This is a genomic window from Marinobacter salinus (assembly GCF_001854125.1).
GTDB classification, from domain to species: Bacteria; Pseudomonadota; Gammaproteobacteria; order Pseudomonadales; family Oleiphilaceae; genus Marinobacter; species Marinobacter salinus.
Window position 1 is genome coordinate 1373603 of record NZ_CP017715.1, and the last position, 17448, is coordinate 1391050.

11 protein-coding genes are annotated in these 17448 nt (G+C 57.3%); 2 read left to right on the top strand and 9 right to left on the bottom strand.

The window, feature by feature from the left end:
* Positions 1-8: 8 nt before the first annotated feature.
* Genes BKP64_RS06245 through BKP64_RS06260 form a run of 4 tightly spaced genes read right to left on the bottom strand, consistent with a single transcriptional unit; the run spans position 9 to position 5705 of the window.
* The gene (locus BKP64_RS06245; protein WP_070967409.1) at positions 9-578 is read right to left on the bottom strand and encodes a condensin complex protein MksE; all 570 of its coding nucleotides are present in this window, start codon (positions 576-578) and stop codon (positions 9-11) included.
* On the bottom strand, positions 571-1998 hold the full coding sequence (locus BKP64_RS06250) for a hypothetical protein (protein WP_070967412.1): 1428 nt from the start codon (positions 1996-1998) through the stop codon (positions 571-573). Before BKP64_RS06250 ends, BKP64_RS06245 begins: the two co-directional genes overlap by 8 nt.
* On the bottom strand, positions 1991-4930 hold the full coding sequence (locus tag BKP64_RS06255) for a coiled-coil domain-containing protein (protein ID WP_070967414.1): 2940 nt from the start codon (positions 4928-4930) through the stop codon (positions 1991-1993). Before BKP64_RS06255 ends, BKP64_RS06250 begins: the two co-directional genes overlap by 8 nt.
* A complete protein-coding gene (locus BKP64_RS06260; RefSeq protein ID WP_070967417.1) occupies positions 4923-5705 on the bottom strand; it encodes a hypothetical protein in 783 nt (260 codons plus the stop codon). Before BKP64_RS06260 ends, BKP64_RS06255 begins: the two co-directional genes overlap by 8 nt.
* Positions 5706-5846: 141 nt before the next feature.
* Between BKP64_RS06260 and BKP64_RS06265 the strand changes: the two genes are divergently transcribed.
* Positions 5847-6377, top strand: a complete 531-nt coding sequence (locus BKP64_RS06265; protein WP_070967420.1) for a CIA30 family protein — start codon at positions 5847-5849, stop codon at positions 6375-6377.
* Complete coding sequence (locus tag BKP64_RS06270; protein ID WP_070967423.1) at positions 6374-7192, top strand: SDR family NAD(P)-dependent oxidoreductase; 819 nt, start codon at positions 6374-6376, stop codon at positions 7190-7192. The genes BKP64_RS06265 and BKP64_RS06270 overlap by 4 nt, the downstream gene beginning before the upstream one ends.
* On the opposite strand, the gene BKP64_RS06275 is transcribed toward BKP64_RS06270, so the two are convergent.
* From BKP64_RS06275 to BKP64_RS06295, 5 genes are all read right to left on the bottom strand, one after another.
* Complete coding sequence (locus BKP64_RS06275) at positions 7179-8519, bottom strand: NADH:flavin oxidoreductase/NADH oxidase family protein (RefSeq protein WP_070967426.1); 1341 nt, start codon at positions 8517-8519, stop codon at positions 7179-7181. The two genes, BKP64_RS06270 and BKP64_RS06275, sit on opposite strands and share 14 nt — an antisense overlap.
* 28 nt (positions 8520-8547) lie before the next feature.
* Positions 8548-10230: a class I SAM-dependent methyltransferase gene (locus BKP64_RS06280; protein WP_070967429.1), complete on the bottom strand. Its 1683-nt coding sequence runs from the start codon at positions 10228-10230 to the stop codon at positions 8548-8550.
* Positions 10227-13355 carry a DEAD/DEAH box helicase gene (locus BKP64_RS06285; RefSeq protein WP_070967432.1) on the bottom strand — a complete coding sequence of 1043 codons (3129 nt, stop codon included), beginning with the start codon at positions 13353-13355 and terminating at the stop codon, positions 10227-10229. Before BKP64_RS06285 ends, BKP64_RS06280 begins: the two co-directional genes overlap by 4 nt.
* A 313-nt stretch (positions 13356-13668) precedes the next feature.
* Positions 13669-16317, bottom strand: coding sequence for an AAA family ATPase (locus BKP64_RS06290; protein WP_070967434.1), 2649 nt, complete (start codon positions 16315-16317; stop codon positions 13669-13671).
* A complete protein-coding gene (locus tag BKP64_RS06295; protein ID WP_070967437.1) occupies positions 16314-17435 on the bottom strand; it encodes a metallophosphoesterase family protein in 1122 nt (373 codons plus the stop codon). Before BKP64_RS06295 ends, BKP64_RS06290 begins: the two co-directional genes overlap by 4 nt.
* Positions 17436-17448: the final 13 nt, after the last annotated feature.

The following is a 17448-nucleotide window of genomic DNA, read 5'->3' on the forward strand; positions in this document are numbered from 1 at the left end:
TGATACCTCTACGCCCGCTCATACTCCCGAACCAGCGCCTGCAGAAAATGGAGACCCGCGGAACTCAGGAAACAGCGGCCTGCACCAGAACGAAACAGCAGGTGGCGTTTCTCCAGGTAGTCCAACGCTTCCTGTAGACCTCTTTCAAAGCGGGCCGCCCTGAGGATCTCCTGATACTCCTCATCGCTCGCCAAAGCCGAGAGGTCTTGCTCATTCAACCCGGCATCCGGGCGGCCAAGGTATTCCAGATCCCGACCACTGCGCGCGAAATAACGCCCGATCAGCAGCAGTATCACCTGCACCCGGAAGGCGTTTTCGTCGTGTTCCTCGTTCTCGTCGTCACTGCTTTCCTTGAGAAAGAAAAACGCGCCGGTTTCGTTAAACACCAATTCGCTGCCCAAGTGCTCGTAGAACGTCCGGAAGTGGGACAGGTGGTTGTAAACCAGGTTGTAGAGCGGATTGGCTCGCAGCTCGGAACGGTTGCTGTCCCACACATCACGCACAATCACCCGACCGGCCTGGAATTCCCGGTAGATCGCGGCGCTGTGGGCCGGGAGGATATTGTCGAATTCAGACATGGTGTCGCTCTTCTTGATTGGCCGGGGCATGGGTTTCCAGACGGCGCTTGCGGTAAACAAACTGCTCGCTGTCCGATGACTGGTCCAGAATTCGGAAACGGTTGGTCGTGACCACCTGCAGCCCGTCCGGCGGCAAGTTTACCAGCCGGTTCAGGGCCGCCAACAGATCCGGGAAGCGGTAGCCGGGGATAAAGCCATCCAGCCGGCCGTGCAGCTCGCGCACCAGATCAGAGGTGGGCCGCAGTTCCAGGGTTTCCAGCCATTGATAAAGCTGGTTAATGCGTTGGACATCAATCCGGGTATGGCGTCCGCTGCCGTCGACCTGCTGCAGTACCGGCACCTCTGCCTTGCGGCGGAGGTCGTTCAGGCGCAGCTCCAATTCGCTGAACAACAGCTGGTAGTAGCTGTACGATTCACCGAAGGCGTAGTGTTTCGGGCGCTGCTGGGCCCGCAAGCCCACCAGGAAGCCGGTGCTGCGAGCAAAATCCCCGCCCTCCAACCATTTTCTCTTGAGGCTGAGGGTCTCCGTTTCGCTCTTGAGTTCCTGAAGCTTGCCGTAGAAATGCTCCATGGCGTTGTACTGGACCATGCCCTGCCGGGTCTTGCGCAGGAAATGCTCCACCTCCTGGGCCACCGCCTGAATGGGTTTGTACAAGGCGTTGAGGCTGATGGAAGAACGGAACAACTGGTCGGCCAGGTTATGGTCGCCATGTTCTTCCAGCAACCGGACCATGGCTTCCAGGGTCTCGAACAGGTTACTGCCGTCAGGAAGCCGGGTATCCGGGTTCAGAAACACCAGGGTTGGCTTGATGTGGCGTTCGTACAGGGTGACGATCTGCTCAAACAGGTTCTGGCGGAACTCCAGGAATTTCTCAGGCGCCCGGCTGGCGTCGCCGGACAGGTCCGCGAGCTGGGCACTGATGGTCTGCATGCGCAGGACGTTCTGGCGCAGCAGGCCGATGAGCTGACTGACCCGCTCGTTCAGGTCGTCCCGAAGTTCGGTATAGTCCGGGTCCGCGTCACTAAAGCTGCTGGTTTCCAGCCGATTGCGCACATCCCGCAGGGTCACCAGATGGCCGCGCAGGCGGGCGTCGGTCAGTTCCTGGTACAGCGAGGCGTTGCAGGCCCGCATCAGGTTGATCAGCGCATCCTGGAATACCAGCCGCCGTTCACCCTCGGCCTTGATGATGTCGATCACCAGGCCGCTGCGGAACAGGTTGTCGGTATTCAAGGCGAGCCGCACCCGTTCCCGATCGGCATTGCCAAGGCTACGGGTATAGTCCATCACCTCGGCCACAAGATCACTCTCGAGAATATACCGGGCTTCGTTCCGGTCCATCCGCTCAATCATCCGGAACAGAATCTTCGGGTGCTCGAACAGCAGCCGGGTGGTGTCCAGGGTGCTGAAGCGTTTACTCATCCGCCGGCTCCAGCAGGCTGTTCTGGGTCTGGTCGGCCCAGTGGCTCAGTGGTTCACCGTTGGTAAAGCCCTCGGCCCCGCCCCAGAACACCAGGGTGCGCTCAGGCTTATAGGGACGTGCCGTGCGCATCTGCCCTACTTCCAGATGCCTGCCAATCAGGTAGATCACTTCCGCACTGGCGCTGTGGGTCGCTGCTGAAAAGAGGTTGAAGCCCTGTTGGCGCAACCGTTCCAGCAGCGAGGGCATCTGGCTGATGTCCACGCTGGCCAGCTCGTCCAGCACCATGGGGAACGACAGCTGCACGCCGGGATACAACACCCGTTTCAGCAGCCGGTACACCAGTTCCAGATTGATCAGTGCCGTGGTGGAGGTGGACTGGCCTTTCTTGTCCAGGCTCGCGGCGTTTTCCTTGCGGGTCCTGTAGGAAATGCCGGTGATCACCCTGTCCATGGTCAGGCGCTTGCTGCCGCCCTCCCCGAAAAAGTCCGCCACGAACACCCGTAAACGGTCATAGAATGCGTCTGACTGCAGCTGGTTGCCATAAGGATCGATGTTGTTGGCTTCTTCCACCAGATTGCGGAATTTCGGATCGGTGTGGATATCCACGCGGATCTCCACCAGATCGTTAATGCGTACGCCCTCCAGCTCGCGGTTCAGCTGCGCTTCAAAACGGGCAATGTGTTCATGGTTGGATTTCAGGGCCTGCCGGTAGCTCGCCACGGTTTCATTGTGGATACCAACCTGCTGCTCCAGCACATTCCAACGCTCGGCCATACCGGCAAACAAATCCGACAGGCTTTTGAACGTTTCCCGGATCACAGATGAGGCCGGGCTGTCTTTCTGCAAATCACCCTCGGCATCTTCATGAATGCCCAGATAGACAAACTGGCGCAGGTGGTCGAGGATGCTCCGGCGGCGATCTTCCAGATCGTCCAACTGGGTTTGAAGATCATCAAAGGCCGCAACAGAGACCTGCTCAATCGCCAGAGGCTGCTCGGCCTCAACGACTTTCAGATGCGTGAAACGATGCTCCACTGTCCCAACGCTACGGCTGAGGCCCGCCAGTTCACGCTCCCGCTCTTCGATACGGTCTTTTTCGGCCCTGGCTTTAGCGGCCTTCTGCTGCACGGCATCCTGCTTTTCCTGCTCTAGCCGAGCCTGTTCTTCCAGCCTGGCCAGCTGTTCCTCCGCCGCCTGCTTCTCCTCAGTAGCGTCCCGCAGGGTCGTCGCGGCCGCCGGGTAACGGCTCAGGGTATCCAGATCTTTCTCGATGGCGCGGATTTCCTTTTCCGTGCGCTCAATCAACCGGGGCCGGTCATGTTCCTGGTTGGCGGTGTCTGCCAGCTCTGCCCGCTCCTTTTCCAGGCCACGGAGCTCACCTTCGATATGCCGGCGCTGCTCTGCAAAGTCAGTCTGCCGGGCCGGCTGGGCCGCGTATTCAGCGTCGAACCAGTCAAAGCCTTTGTCATTGGGCACAAACAGCCGGGCGAACGCTTCAATGGCCGCCTTGCTGTCGGCATCCAGATCCTGGCCCGGGCTGGCCATGACCAATCGGGGGTCCACGGCCCGCAGCGGTGCCGCAGTGGTTTCATCCAGCTGGTTCTGTAACTGCCAGTGTTGCTTGCTTTCCCGATCCTTGAGGGATTCCAGCTTGCGCTCGAGTTCCTGCTTCTTTTTCTGGATCTGCTCCAGCCGGATTTCCGCCTGGGCGGCACTCTTGAGGGCAGCCAGGTGCCCTTTCTTGCTATCGAGTTCCTCTTTCTGGATGTCCTCGATTTCCTGAAGGGTCATCTCCCCGTACTGGGATACCAGCAGATCGCCATCTTTCTGGTTCTGCTCGGCCTGCTTGATGCGACGGTCGGCGGAACGGATCTCGCCCTTCAGACCGCTGGCATCCTGCTCCAGTTTTTTCAGAGCCTGGAGCACATGGCGCAAGGTCTCGTTCTGTTCATTGAACGCCTCCACTGCGGCTTTGCGCCTGGCGCCAATGTCCTGCAAGGCATGGCTGACGCCATCCCGGAAAGCGGCAAAATCATGCTGACTGCGAAGCAGGGTTTGGTAGGCCTGATAATCCCTTTGCAGCTTCTCGAACCGTGAACGCTCTTTTTCAATCTGGTTCAGCTGGATTTGCTGTTGCTTCAGTTGATCGTGCCGGTTAAGAAACTCATCAATGTTGAAATCAAAGGCGTCGTCAGCAAACTTCTTGTCCGCCTCGATGATGCTGGCCACCGCATTGGCCATGGCCTGATCGTCCGCCTTCATTTCAAACAGCAACAGGATCAGCGTGCGCAGAGACTGCACCCGGCGCTCGTCGGACTCACCCAACGGCAGCACCGAATAACGCACGGCATCAGCGTTCATCAACTCGCTGCTGTACAGCATCTGTTTGAGTTTGGCGGGGTCATTCACCAGCCGGGTATCTTTGGAGAACTTTTTCAGGGCCTCGGACAAACGGCTGAACGACAACTCCGGCACGGCCTGGCCAATACCGTCCTCATCATCGCCATTCCAGAACAGGGGCCGCAACTGGTCGTAAGCAACCGGTACAAATGCGCGGCCATAGCTGAGTTGGCTGGCACTGTCCCGGTACAGAATCTGGCAATGCACGCCGGCCGGGTTCTCGGCCTCCATGATCAGGAAGCTGAACTGGCTGGGAAAATAATGCTGGTAGCTTTCCTCGTTGGAGTAGAAGCTGCCGGCGCTGGCATTGCGGAAAGCGAATTTCTTGCGGCTGTTCTTGAAGTTGTTTTCCGGCAGCAGGAACAGGCGCAGGCTGTTTAAAAGGCTGGATTTGCCCAGATTGCCCGGGCCCAGGATCAGGCCGTGGTTGTCCACCGGAATTTCCACGTAACAGAAGCCAGCAGAATCCACCAATACCAGACGGCGAATACCAAAATTGAAATTGCCTGGGCTCCCCTGGGAGTCACTCATCCAGAATCATCTCCTGTTCCATGAATTTGCCGGTAGATCGAAACGCCTCTGCCAGGGCCACAAAGCCAAGCCCCTCCGCCAGCGATACAGCACTTGTAAACCGCTCGGTGGTGTCCGGTACCTTGCAGAACCGGGCCAGCCATAGCTGCCAGTCGCGCGGCTGAACAAAGGTGGCTTTGTCACCGAGAGAGGCCGCCATCGTAGAGAACATTTGCAGACCACCCGCATCATAATCGAATGCGCAGAATACTTCTTCATAGCCCTTCAACCAGTCAAGAATCGCGGCCCGGGTAATTCGGTTGCCACCACCCAACACCACGTCACACTCCGCGAGTTCCAGGCGCCCACCCAGTGTTTCACTGGCAAAATCGAGCATCTGCGAATACTGGTAGAAATTACGCTCGTTCTCCACGACCAGCACCGACCGGGCTTGATGAAAACCCATATCCACTGATTCCGTTCCAATAACGACTACGTCCGGCCGGCTGGACGCCAACCCCTGATGGTAAACGAGAAGAAAGCTGACTTCGGTACCATGGCGGTGTGAGTTACCTTTTTTCGCGGCGTCTACCCGGCTTACCGGCGTTTGCGCCACATCCTGCAGCTCAGCGAAAGCGCTCTCATCCAGAATCGTGACAAGCCAACGGTTGGTTTTTACCTTTTCCGCCGCAAACAACTCCCTGTGCCGGCGCCGAAACGAATCCGGAAGTTTTTTCAGGAAAGCTTCATAGTTAATGGGCTGGCCACGGAGGATTTTGTCGAGATAGTCGTTCAACAGCTCACCACAGTCACTCTGAACACAGTTTATGGACGTAGATTTGAGGATTAGTGTAACGCTATCAGACGCCTACTGTATCGGGGACTTTTCATCCAGACTGCAACCCTGAATCACTGCAAAGCGGGTAAAGGAAAGCCAATGAAAGACACGCACAGCAATAGCCGCGGCAACCCTATCCTGGTTACGTTCGAAACCAAGGGCGAGCGATTGGAATGGGACTCCCTCGGTGACCAGGTGATGGGCGGACAATCGGAAGGCGCGCTGACTCACTCTGAGGATGGAGTCGGCCTCTTTCATGGCACCGTGCGACTCGATAACGGCGGCGGCTTTGCTTCCGTCAAAGCGGATCTGCCGGAAGCGTTCGATGCATCCCAGTACACAGGTATCGAGCTTCTTGCACTCGGCGACGGCAAAACCTACAAGATCGGCCTCCGGAACAGCACGGACCGGCGCAGCATTGTATATCAGCACGCGTTCACCCCGGATAAGGAAGACTGGAGCCGTATCCGGCTTCCCTTCAGTGAATTCATACCAACCTGGCGGGGCAAGACAGTTTCAGATACAGAACCAATGAACCTTGCGCACCTGGCTTCAGTCAGCCTTTTCGTTTCCGGGCGACAGGTGGGTGAGTTTCAACTGAGAATGCAGGATTGGAGGCTGATCCAATGACCAAACTCGCCCTGATAACCGGTGCCAGCGCCGGAATTGGCCGTGAGGCCTGCGCCCTCTTTGCCCGGAAAGGCTACAGGGTGATCGCCCTGTCCCGACAACCAACCGGCGTCGAGTCCGCCGATCTGGAGCTGGCGCTGGATCTGGAGTCCTTTGAGCAGATCGAAGGGCTTGCCGGCGCTCTGGACACCGAAATCGCGGGCGCCGAGCGGGTTATTCTGGTCAACAACTCCGGTTACGGGCAATTCGGCGCGCTTCGCGACCTGTCCGAATCCATGTGGCAAAAGCAATTCAGCACCCACGTATTCGGCCCCATCAAGCTGGCTGCTGTCTGCCTGCGACTCTGCGAACAACACGGCATACCCTTGCGGGTCATCGCCGTGAGCTCCGTTCTCTCCATCGTTCCCCAGAAAATGAAAGGCGCCTACTGTGCCGCCAAATCGGCGATGAACACGGCCCATGAAAGCTTCTGGTTTGATGAACAGAGCACCAAAAGCCTGGAAAGTGTCTCACTGGTGCTCCCTGGGCCCGTGAGAACCCGGTTCAGAGAGCATGCCCTGGCCGCGTTACAGCCCGTGCTTGGGCGAGCAAGCGCGGTGCATCGGGAAGAGTACGAAGCCATGGAAGCAGCGCTCGCGCCAGGCGCCAGAATCAAGCCCTTTACAGCCAGTGCATCGGACGTCGTGAAAAAGATTGTCAGGGCCGCAGAAGCGGGACGTCCCAAGCCTCGATATCTGGTTACACCCCAGACCTACGCGGCCGAATTTATCACCCGATTTATTCCCCGCTCGATCCAGAGAATCATCTTGAGGTAAGCCGAGCCTTCTTCACCCGCCGGGACCGGCTCAATTCATCCTTCACGAAAGCCCCGACGGCCTTGAGGATGCCCAGGTCCGGATCAGCCTCTTCGTCATCCGCCAGCCTGAAAATCTGCTGGTAGTACCACGCCTGGCCGCCCAGCACGTTGATGACTTTGATTGGCATCAGCGGGCTCGCGGGCGAGAAAAACCCTCGTTGGGCAAGCTTGATGTGATCTTCGTGGCAAACCGTCTTATCGATGCGCCCTTCTAGCAGATCCTTAGGGGTATCCGGATCCGTGCAGAGCGGCCGGCCAAGGCCAATCACGTCGGTTTCGCCATTGGCAACCGCCTCTTCCATAAAAGTGCGTGTACGGAATCCCCCGGTGACCATCAGCGGGCAATCGCACACCTCACGAATCTTTTGGGCATAATCCAGGAAGTAAGCCTCCCGCTTGCGAGTGCTCTCCCGCATGGCCGGCCCGTCGCTCGCCGTGTCGGCATCACCACTGTACCCGAGCAGCCGCGGCTGTTCGTAGGTGCCGCCGGACAACTCCAGCAGATCAATACCCTCCTCATTGAGCCAGCGCACCACGCTCACAGACTCATCGAGTGTAAAGCCACCCTTACGAAAATCGTCGGAATTCAGCTTAACCGCCACCGGAAACTCCGGCCCCACAGCAGCGCGAGTCGCCCGCACTACCTCGAGCAGGAAACGGGCGCGATTCTCCAGCGACCCACCCCAGCGGTCGGTGCGCTGATTGGTGACCGGCGACAGAAAAGACGACAACAGATACCCATGAGCCCCATGCACCTGAACGCCAGTGAAGCCCGCCTCTTTGGCGATCCGGGCGACGTTAGCAAAGCGCTGGATAAAGTCGAGGATCTCCGCCTCCGTGAGCGCCCGTGGGCAGGCATAGTTGCCCATCAGCGATAACTGCACCGCCGAAGGCCCCATCGGGCGCGAGGTAACGTAACGCGGCGACTGGCGACCGGCATGGGAGATCTGCATCCACAAATGATTGCCATTGCGGGTGCCTGCTTCGGCCCAGGCACGCAACTGCGCCATACCCTCCGGCTCGCCCTTCCCTTTTGATAAATCGGGCGCCGGATCAATCGCCACATTACCCGGCCGCTCCAGCACCCGGTGATCAATCATCACATTGCCGGTAATCAGCAGCCCCGCTCCGCCATCGGACCAGCGACCGTACAGGGTTTCATGGCGGTGGGTGGCGTGGAGCTGATCGTCTGCCAGCCCCTCGGTCATGGCGGCCTTGGCAATACGATTGGGCAGGACGGCTCCACAGGGGAGTTTCAAGGGTTGGGCAAGCGGTGATTCGGTCATGGATAATTCCTGCTGTTCAAGCATAAGTTTACAGCCCCAACCACTCTGCCAGCTGAAGATTGGTTTTCAGCCTCAATCGCTGCTGAAGCATCCCCTCAAAAACACCTTCCACGGTTCGTTCCTGCCCCAACAATGGCAGCGAGGCCTCAGCTTCTGAGAAGAACTGCTCCTCACGAGACGTGCCCACAATGGCTTGCTCCCACCAGTTCACTACTCGAGGGTGCGCCTCTTTGAGCAGCAAGTCCCCAGGAAGCTTTTCGGACTTCGAGGCATTAGCCGTATGGCTTGATGGCATCAGATTCCAGAGATCGTTGTTGTTCCACCGTGACCATGGAAAACAGTGGTCCACATCAAACCGCTTCGCTTTGAGATTTTGGGCTGTCCATACGCACTCGACCCTACCAGTCTCGAGCTGCTGGTTAATCATTTGACGGACAGCTGACGTATCGCGCCGACCTTCAACCCACTGTAAACCTCGATGATAGACATCCATGGAATAACGCAGGTCCCAGCTACCCATCAAATCAATCCATTCATTAACAATCGCTGGCTCAATCCAGCACGCATAGCGACTGAATGCATCCCAGAGAAATGAAGGAACACGGAAGGTACCGAACCGGGAAAGCGTTTCTTTGTCCAAACGAACGGGCGCCTTCTTGATGGTCATCCTGGCCGAACCGCCCTCGAAGACCGGACGGTTACTGCCGGGCCAGGTCGTAAAATGTGCGGGGTTCTTGAGAATGGTCGAGCAGGCATCCCGGATAGCGCGCAGGACTACCGGCGCAACATCCGCAGACAGCGACATTCCGACTCTGAAGTCCAGAGGCGTGAAACTCTGCAGCTTGAAGAAATCCTCCGTGGCGAAGCCGTAGCCGCGGCTACCTGGCGCTTGCCTCAGTTGATGCCGGAGAACCAGAGGATGATAAAGCATAATCCAGAACAGCCCGACTGCACCAAGCGGAATCTCAACCCAGTCATCGGTACGATTAAGCGCCAGGCCGGGCGCACCGTCAGCGATCCGGACGAGGGTTCGCAGCAAACCCAATTTGTAAGTCGAAGACTTATTATCATTAACGATGATGTGGCGGACTGTCGGCAATGCGCCTGTGCCATCGTCCGCCAAACGAAAAGCCAGAGTCTCCCAGGAAACCTCATTCCTCTGGAGCTCATCCTTCTTGCGCCCGACCGGCAGCGGAAGCGAAATCAGTGCCCGGCGTTTGGCAAAACCCTCCAGGTCTTCCCTACTGACATCGTAGAAAACGCGCTCGCCATCACCGGGCCCATGCCGAAGCGTAATTACCAGCATTCCACCGGGTGCCAGAAGCTCAGTCAGGATGCGAAAAGCACGTTCACGATCGGAGGGCGGGATATGCATCCAGACAGCGGAAACAAGAATCAGATCGAAGCGATAGCTAAGCTCCCGGATCTTACCCAAATCGGGTAATTGATCGTCTACCCAGTGAACGCTCTGCCTGCGAGTAGCGTCCTGCCCCAACTCTCGCAAGCCAGTGGCGGGCTCTACCGCGACAACGTCCCAGCCCCTTGCTGCAAGAGCGCTGGAATCGCGACCGCTGCCTGCGCCGACATCCAGAGCAAGACCTGGTTTATCGCCAAGGAAGGAGAGCCAGTCTTGGTGAACCTGTTCGAAGGTCAGGGACTGGTATTGGTTGAAAAAGTTTTGGGCGTTTTTGTTGTAGGGACCGTAACTCATGCCGCCGCCAGCTTCGCTGCATGCTGCCACATAAAGTTCGGCATCGGCGTTCGGAGTTTCCAGGTAATACTCATCGGCTGGGAACCGGTGTGAGACACGTAATCCACCTCACCATAATTCACAAACCCCATCGTGCGACCATATTCGTCTTTCGCCTGCTCTCTTACAAACAAGAACAACCGCTTGTTGATGGCTTGGTGTTGAATATAGTCCTTCCCTTTACCACGCTCAGGCCGGGAACTGTTTTGCGACTGCCAGTGGAATAACTGCTCATTGATGGCGTAGTCGTGGTACATGGTGGTTGGGGAGAACTGCTTTTCGTTTTTGTCCAAGGTGACAAACAGCAGCTCAATATTTTGATCCTGAATGACATATACACCTTCCCTCGATGGTGGCTGATGCTCGAACGTCATCGCACCAAAGCCAGCCAGAATCTGCTCTCGGGAATAGCGGGCGTGCAATCGTAGCGGGACTTCCCGCAACTCCGGCATCGCCGGCTGCTCGTGTTTGGTTTTCGCCAATTTCCAGTCGAGCACGTCCACCAGCTCCTGTTCCAGCCCCAGCTTGCTGAGTTCTGCCAAGCTTTGTGTCAGCGAACCAAATTCCAGCTCTGGCCCTGCTTTCTGCCAGAAGTCGTAATGGCACATGAGTGCCTGGCGACCTTTCGGGTCGTCACAGCTAAACCCTGCCTGGCATAGCTTCTTAAGAAACAGCAGGTACTGGTGATCGTCGCAGATCAAAATCCGATTGTGGATGGCCTTCTTCGCCAGTTTAAACGAGTCATCGGCTCTATCTTCGTTTTTTGCCTTGCTTACCAACTCGGCCCAACTGCCCCGTTTGTAGAGTTCGTTCAGGTCGATGTGGGGATGATGGGTTATGAAGTTCTTCAGCGTGAGTGGCTGAGTGAAATGCTGTGGGAACTGCCGAACAAGAGACACCAGCCGCTTCATGGTCAGCGTGGCTTGCCGGATGTTGCTCAGCACCATTTCCTGGGTTTTCTTGGTGAGCTCAATTCGGCAACCCAGTGGTGCATGGGGAAAGCCCTGCTTCAGTTCTTCCGAAATTGAGCGTTCTGACTTACCCACCAGTGCCCGGAATTTATTGGCGAAATCATATTCAGGCCGAGAGTTACCAACAAAGTCCAAGACTGTGCAGCAATCTTTGTCGTCAGCAAGGCGTAAACCCCGACCCAGTTGCTGAAGGAAGATGGTCAGGCTTTCGGTTGGGCGCAGGAATAACAGGGTGTCGACTTCCGGAATATCGACGCCTTCGTTGAATATGTCGACCACACACAGCACGTTGATTTGCCCGGAGCGAATGGCTTGCTGCTTTTGTTGGCGTTCGTGGCTGTTGTCACTGGTGAGCACATCGGCCTTGATGCCGTGTAACAGGAGCTGCTCCACCATGAAGGTCGCGTGTTCACGGCTCACACAGAAAGCGAGAGCTTTCATGCTGGCTATATCGGTGACGATTTCCCGCAAGCTTCGCAGAATCTTTTTTACGCGATTCTGGTTGTGCGTATACAAGTTCGTCAACTGAGCAATATCGTAACGCCCACGACTCCAAGGAATGGTGCGCAGGTCGGTGTCATCATCTATTCCAAAGTATTGGAAGGGGCAAAGGTGGCGGCGGTTGATGGCCTCCGGTAACCGGAGTTCGGCGGCAATCACGCCACCAAAGTCGCTGAGAATATCGCCGTTATCGTGTCGCTCCGGAGTCGCTGTCAGTCCCAGCAGTATTTCGGGCGAGAAGTGTTCCAATACCGCCCGATAACTCGATGCGGCGATGTGGTGCACTTCGTCGATTACGATGTAGTCGTAATAGCCTTCAGTGAGCTTTAGCTGATCCAGCTGGTTATTCAGAGTCTGAATCGAAACGAACAACTGCCGGTAGTGTTCCGGCAACTGGCCGCCTACCCAGAGTTCACCGAAAGCACTATTACGCAGCACGCCACGGTAAGCTTCCCGGGCTTGGCGCAGAATTTCTTCCCGGTGCGCCACAAACAGAAAGTGGGCGTTTGGTTTTGCTTTCAGGAAGCGCCGGAAATCAAACGCCGAGATCAGGGTCTTGCCGGTACCAGTGGCGGCCACCACGAGGTTTCGGAAACGCTGGTGCACGTCCCGCTCAACAGAGAGTTGCTCTAGAATGTCTTTCTGATGCGGAAACGGCGTAATTTCGAAATAGTGGGAGGAGCCGGGAGCGTCCAACCCTTTTTGTTGTTTTAGTGCGCGGTTGAGCTTTTCGGTACTCTCAGCCCTGCCATCGAACCATTCAAAGTCTTCCGAAGCCCAATAGGTTTCAAAGGTGCTGAGCGATTTGTTGATGATATGAGGGATTTCCTGAGCGGTGATCTTAAGATTCCACTCAAGCCCATTGGTCAGCGCCGATCGGGATAGGTTTGATGAACCGATGTAACCGGTGTGAAAACCCGTGTTCCGAAGGAACAAATAGCTCTTGGCGTGCAGCCTTTCACGCTCTGTGTTGTAGCTCAACTTCACTTCGGTGTTCGGCAGGCTAGCCAGATACTCAACGGCTTTGGCATCCGTTGCCCCCATGTAGGAGGTGGTGATGATTTTCAGCTCTCGGCCACTCGCGGTGAAGGCTTCCAGTTCTTTCCGGAATATCCGAATTCCGGCCCATTTGATGAATGAGACCAACCAGTAAATCCGGTCCGCTGACAAAATCTCGCGCTTTAGCTCTGATTCCAGTGACAAGCCAGCATTACTGCCTGAAAATAACTCACTCTGTGTGAGCCCTGTAAGCGGAAAAACGTCTTCAACATACTGCTTCAGGTTCGCAGCAACCGGGTTTTCCAGTTCATAAAGCGCGGTGAGGATCTTTCCTTGGCTATCGAGGAGGTTCTCATCCAGGAACCCATCATCCTGCACCTTCCCCTTGAGCCACATCAGCAACTGATTCGATAACTCGATTTGCTCCTGAAGTCGGTTATCGCCCGAAGGCACCGATCCAATAGCGAACTCCAGAATGTTAGTCAGGAATCGTGACAACCATACAGATGCTTCCACACTGCTAAGCTGGCGCTCACCTACGTAAAATTGTTTCCGGTCCAATCTATTTTCTACGAGCCGGGTAATAAGCTGCTCGTAGATTCCGGTCTGCTGCATCGTGTACGTCCCACATTGATGACTTCCAGAAGAACGGCGCTGTGGCCACCGGCATTTCTTATATCTCGCAATCTAACTAAATCCGATAGAATGACGTTAACCCCTAACATGTCGGATTTCCATGAAATCCGCGATCCTCCCGACAGGTTTTTCTGGCCTGAAGAGCGCCTCAAGCGGTTTTTTTGTGTAGCCTTACATTAGACCAGGGAGATCGAGCGCTTCCACATTGTGGACGCACTGGACAGCCAAAACCGAATATCCAGCTTGCCGGTCCGCGGTCCGTAACTTGCAAAGCACTGCTTGGCGTCGCTACTCATGCCTGTGCAACTGCCTGAACCTTCAAGCTCTGGAGGTCAATAGGTGGTACACCAAGGTCGTTCCAGTTCCCTGGATGACAGGTAAACAGCAATATCTGATGCCGACTGGCCGCATCGAACAGGATGCGTTTCATGTCTTCCAGTCGGTCGCTGTCACTGTGCACCAGGGTGTCGTCCAGGATGACCAGCGTTGGCCTTCCTGCTTCCCGCAGCAGATCGGCATAGGCCAGGCGACTGATCAGGCCCATCTGTTCCCGGGCGCCAAAACTCAGTTCGGTGATCTGCCCCAGTTCGCTGCCCCGGCTGAAGGTGCCCGGGCGTAGCTGTTCGTCCACTTCCAACGACGCTTCCGGAAACAGCACTGACAGGTAGTGGTTCAGGTGTTTCTGCAGCGGCGCCTGCAGTCGACGCGTCAGGGCCTGGCGCTTTTCTGTGAGCAGGTTGAGCAGCAGATCCAGTGCCTGGGCGCGGCGATGCAATTCCTGATAGCGGCGGTTGCACTGGTCGAATTCCGCCTCTTGCTCGTTGAGCTGTTCTTCCAGCCCTTCGGCACCCCAGGCCTCCAGCCTGACTTTGATATCCCTTAGTTCTCGGCTGCGATTCTCCTGAGTCTGGCGCAGTTGGTTGACCGCGTTCTGGTAACGTTCGATATCCTGCCGGAGAAACTCCGGGCGGGCCTCCCGGATTTCACGTTCGCGGCGTTCGAGGCTGGCTTCCAGTTCTGCTTGCTGTTTTTCGATGTTCGCCAGGTCGGCGGTTATCTGCCGAAGTTGCTGCTGCCGTTCCGGGCTCTTTTCTTCATCCGCCAACCGCTGCCATTCTGTTTTGGCGTTATCCCGGGCCTGTTTCAGGGCAGACAGGCTGGACTGATGCACGCGCTCATCGGATTCGGCCTTGTCCAATGCGGTGCCGGCCCGGGCGAAAGCTGCCTCCGCTTCTTCCAGGGCCGGCACATCCTCTTGCGGATCCGGTTTGGGAGTGGCTTCCAGTTGTGTTCGGGCTTTCTCCAGCTCGCCTTCTGCCTCGTTCTGGTCGGAGACAAGTTGCTCAAGGCCTGCCGGTGCCAGAGATTTGAACAGCTCGTCGGCATGCTTGACGGCTCGTCCGGCACTTTCGAAGGCGGAGAGACGGTCCTCTGCCTGTTGCACGGATTCTACGCCAAGGGTCTTCAGCTGTTCTTCCAGATCTTCCTCAAGGGCTTTTAGCTTCCTCCGGGTGCTGGCCAGCTCTTCCCCGCCCGGCGTTATGCCGAGGGTGCCAACACCCGGAATCACCAGGGTCGACTCTTCCAGAAGCTGTTGCTCGCCTTGTCCAGTAAGCGATTCATCGTTCAGCGTCAGTGATGCGCCAGCATCCAGCTGCCAGCTCAATCGGGTGGCGATGGTCCGTGAGCGAATGGTTTCTTCGTTCAGCTGGTTCCCGGTGGCTCGCAGTTTTTTGACCAACTCTGCATCGATGCGGTTTTCCCTGGCTTGCTGCCTGGCTTGCTCTAATTGCTGGTGGTATTCCTTTGCTTTGGCAAGGTTCTGGCTCAGCACTTGTTTTTGCTGTTCAAGCCGGCGGACATCCTGCTCCAGCCGCTGCCGAGTTTGCAGTAAGCCCGCCAGTTTGCGTTGCTTTTCCGCTTGCTCATAGGCGGTTCTGGCTTCGCTCAAACGGCCTGCAATCATCGGAGTTTGGGCTTCTGCGGTGGAGAGGTCTCGCTCCGCTCGGTCCAGTTCGGCTTTTCGACCCTCAAGCTGGCGACTGAGCCCTTCCAGGTGTTCCTTGTTCTGCTGCAATAGGCGGTGGTTTTGCAGTAGCTGGCTGAGCGTGGCTTTTTCCTGGTTCTGTTGCTGCTCCAGCCGCTCAACCTGCTGATATCGCACCCGGGCTTCCTCCAACTGGCGCTGGGCGTCTTCCCAGGGGCGCTCCGCCTCCGCCTGATCATAGTCATGGGCCAGCTTGCCGAGCCGGTCGACCTGTTCCTGGTATTTATGCACCCGCTCCTTCAGCTCTCCGATTTCACGCTCATACAGGGCACGGTCTTTTTCCAGTTGCTGGTAGTCTCCACGGGGCTTGCCGGTGCCGGTCAGCAGGGTGTCCCGCTGGCTGCGAACCGTCTCGATCAGGTCGTCGCCCCCGGAGCTGGCCACCTCTCCGACCATGGAATTCAGGGCGGATTTCAGATGGTCACCGGCATGCTCTATGGCCTGTTCGATGTCCTGCCCGGTGCCCTGCTCCACCCACAGCAGTCCCGGTATGCCCCAGTGTTCGGCTTTGCTGGCACCACGTTTCGGGTACTGGTAGCCCAGCAGTTCTGCCAGTTTTTCTTCCGCGTCGTCTTCACTGTAGGTCTCAGTGCCGACAACCAGGTCGCACCGTTTGCGCTGGAGAAAGCTTTTGGTGAGGCGCCAGACTCGGTTGTCGTGCTCGAAATCCAGCTCAATGGTGGGGGCCGCAGCGGAGTCACCCCAAGGGCGCAGGTCATCAACGGCCGTTGAACGGTAGCGCTCGAAAAACGCCGCACGGATGGCACGTACCAGCGTGCTTTTGCCGGACTCATTGGGGCCATGGATCAGGTTGAGCCCGGGTTGCAGGTTGTCCAGAACAAAGGGTTTGCGGAACTGGCGCAGCTGTTCAATGCGCATTCGCTGCAGCTTCATTGCCCCACCTCCTGTTCCCGCTCCCTGAGCAGACCCGCCAGGATAGCCAGGGCATCCCGGGCGACATCATCCTGCGCGCCTTCTTGCCGCTCCCGCAGGCTTTCAACCACCTCGCCCACGTAACCATCCGCTTTCAGGGCCGCGATGTCTTCATCCGTGGGTGCTAGCTGAAGACCGCTCCGCTCGCAGCGAAGGCTGCGGAATCGCGCTTCGGCCACCGACAAGGCCTTCAACAGGGTTTCTTCGCCGGCCAGGGTCACCGAGCCTTCGAGGCGCAGATCGACAACGGCGGATTCGGGCAAAGTGTTCAAACGCTCCAGCAGTTGCTCAAGATCGGAGTGGACCGCAAGGGTTTCCCGCCACTGGTGCCACTGATACCGCCCGGTTGGGAGTGAGGTTACTTTCGGGTTTGCTCCGGGCTCGGACACTTCAACGACCAGGGCATTCCCCGCTTCGTTGTTCCGGAACCGTTCCGGCTCGGGGGTTCCGCTGTACCAGGTGCGTTCATCGATCTGTTTGGTGCCGTGCCAGTCGCCCAGGGCAAGGTAATCGAGCCTGCTGGCTTCCGCACGGTCTGGCGCGATGGGGTTGGTGGAATCGATCTCATCTGGCAACAGGCCCTGGACGCTGCCGTGGGCCAGACCGATTCTGAGAAAACCTTCAGGTGTTTCGTAGCCGCTGAATGGCTCGGTCAGATCGCCGTAGGTATGGCGCTGAGTCAGGGGCGCGCAGAGGATGCTGAGGCCCTGGTCTTCCAGATCAATCACGCCGGGCTGAAGCGCCAGATGTACATTCTCCGGCACCGCACCCAGGCGCTGGGCTCGCGTCCACACGCTCTCTGCCAGGGCGGCGTCGTGATTGCCGGGCAGCACGACCCAGGGGCCGGTGAAACCCCTTGTGGCATTGAATACCCGCCGGATGGTGCGATCAGAGACCGTTTGTGCATCAAAGACGTCGCCGGCCACCAGGACCGCATCGCACTGATGTTCATTGGCCAGCTGTGCGAGCGTTTCGATGGCCTCAAACCGGGCCTCGACCAGGGCTGCGCCGTCTTCGGTCTCGAAACGGGTAAAGGCCCGGCCCATCTGCCAGTCTGCCGTATGCAAAAACTTTGGCATTTTATCTACCTGA

Excerpts from the sequence above, each read along its gene's own strand:
- BKP64_RS06245 (WP_070967409.1), bottom strand. The coding sequence starts at position 578 with ATGTCTGAATTCGACAATATCCTCCCGGCCCACAGCGCCGCGATCTAC.
- BKP64_RS06250 (WP_070967412.1), bottom strand. The coding sequence starts at position 1,998 with ATGAGTAAACGCTTCAGCACCCTGGACACCACCCGGCTGCTGTTCGAG.
- BKP64_RS06255 (WP_070967414.1), bottom strand. The coding sequence starts at position 4,930 with ATGAGTGACTCCCAGGGGAGCCCAGGCAATTTCAATTTTGGTATTCGC.
- BKP64_RS06265 (WP_070967420.1), top strand. The coding sequence starts at position 5,847 with ATGAAAGACACGCACAGCAATAGCCGCGGCAACCCTATCCTGGTTACG.
- BKP64_RS06270 (WP_070967423.1), top strand. The coding sequence starts at position 6,374 with ATGACCAAACTCGCCCTGATAACCGGTGCCAGCGCCGGAATTGGCCGT.
- BKP64_RS06275 (WP_070967426.1), bottom strand. The coding sequence starts at position 8,519 with ATGACCGAATCACCGCTTGCCCAACCCTTGAAACTCCCCTGTGGAGCC.
- BKP64_RS06280 (WP_070967429.1), bottom strand. The coding sequence starts at position 10,230 with ATGAGTTACGGTCCCTACAACAAAAACGCCCAAAACTTTTTCAACCAA.
- BKP64_RS06285 (WP_070967432.1), bottom strand. The coding sequence starts at position 13,355 with ATGCAGCAGACCGGAATCTACGAGCAGCTTATTACCCGGCTCGTAGAA.
- BKP64_RS06290 (WP_070967434.1), bottom strand. The coding sequence starts at position 16,317 with ATGAAGCTGCAGCGAATGCGCATTGAACAGCTGCGCCAGTTCCGCAAA.
- BKP64_RS06295 (WP_070967437.1), bottom strand. The coding sequence starts at position 17,435 with ATGCCAAAGTTTTTGCATACGGCAGACTGGCAGATGGGCCGGGCCTTT.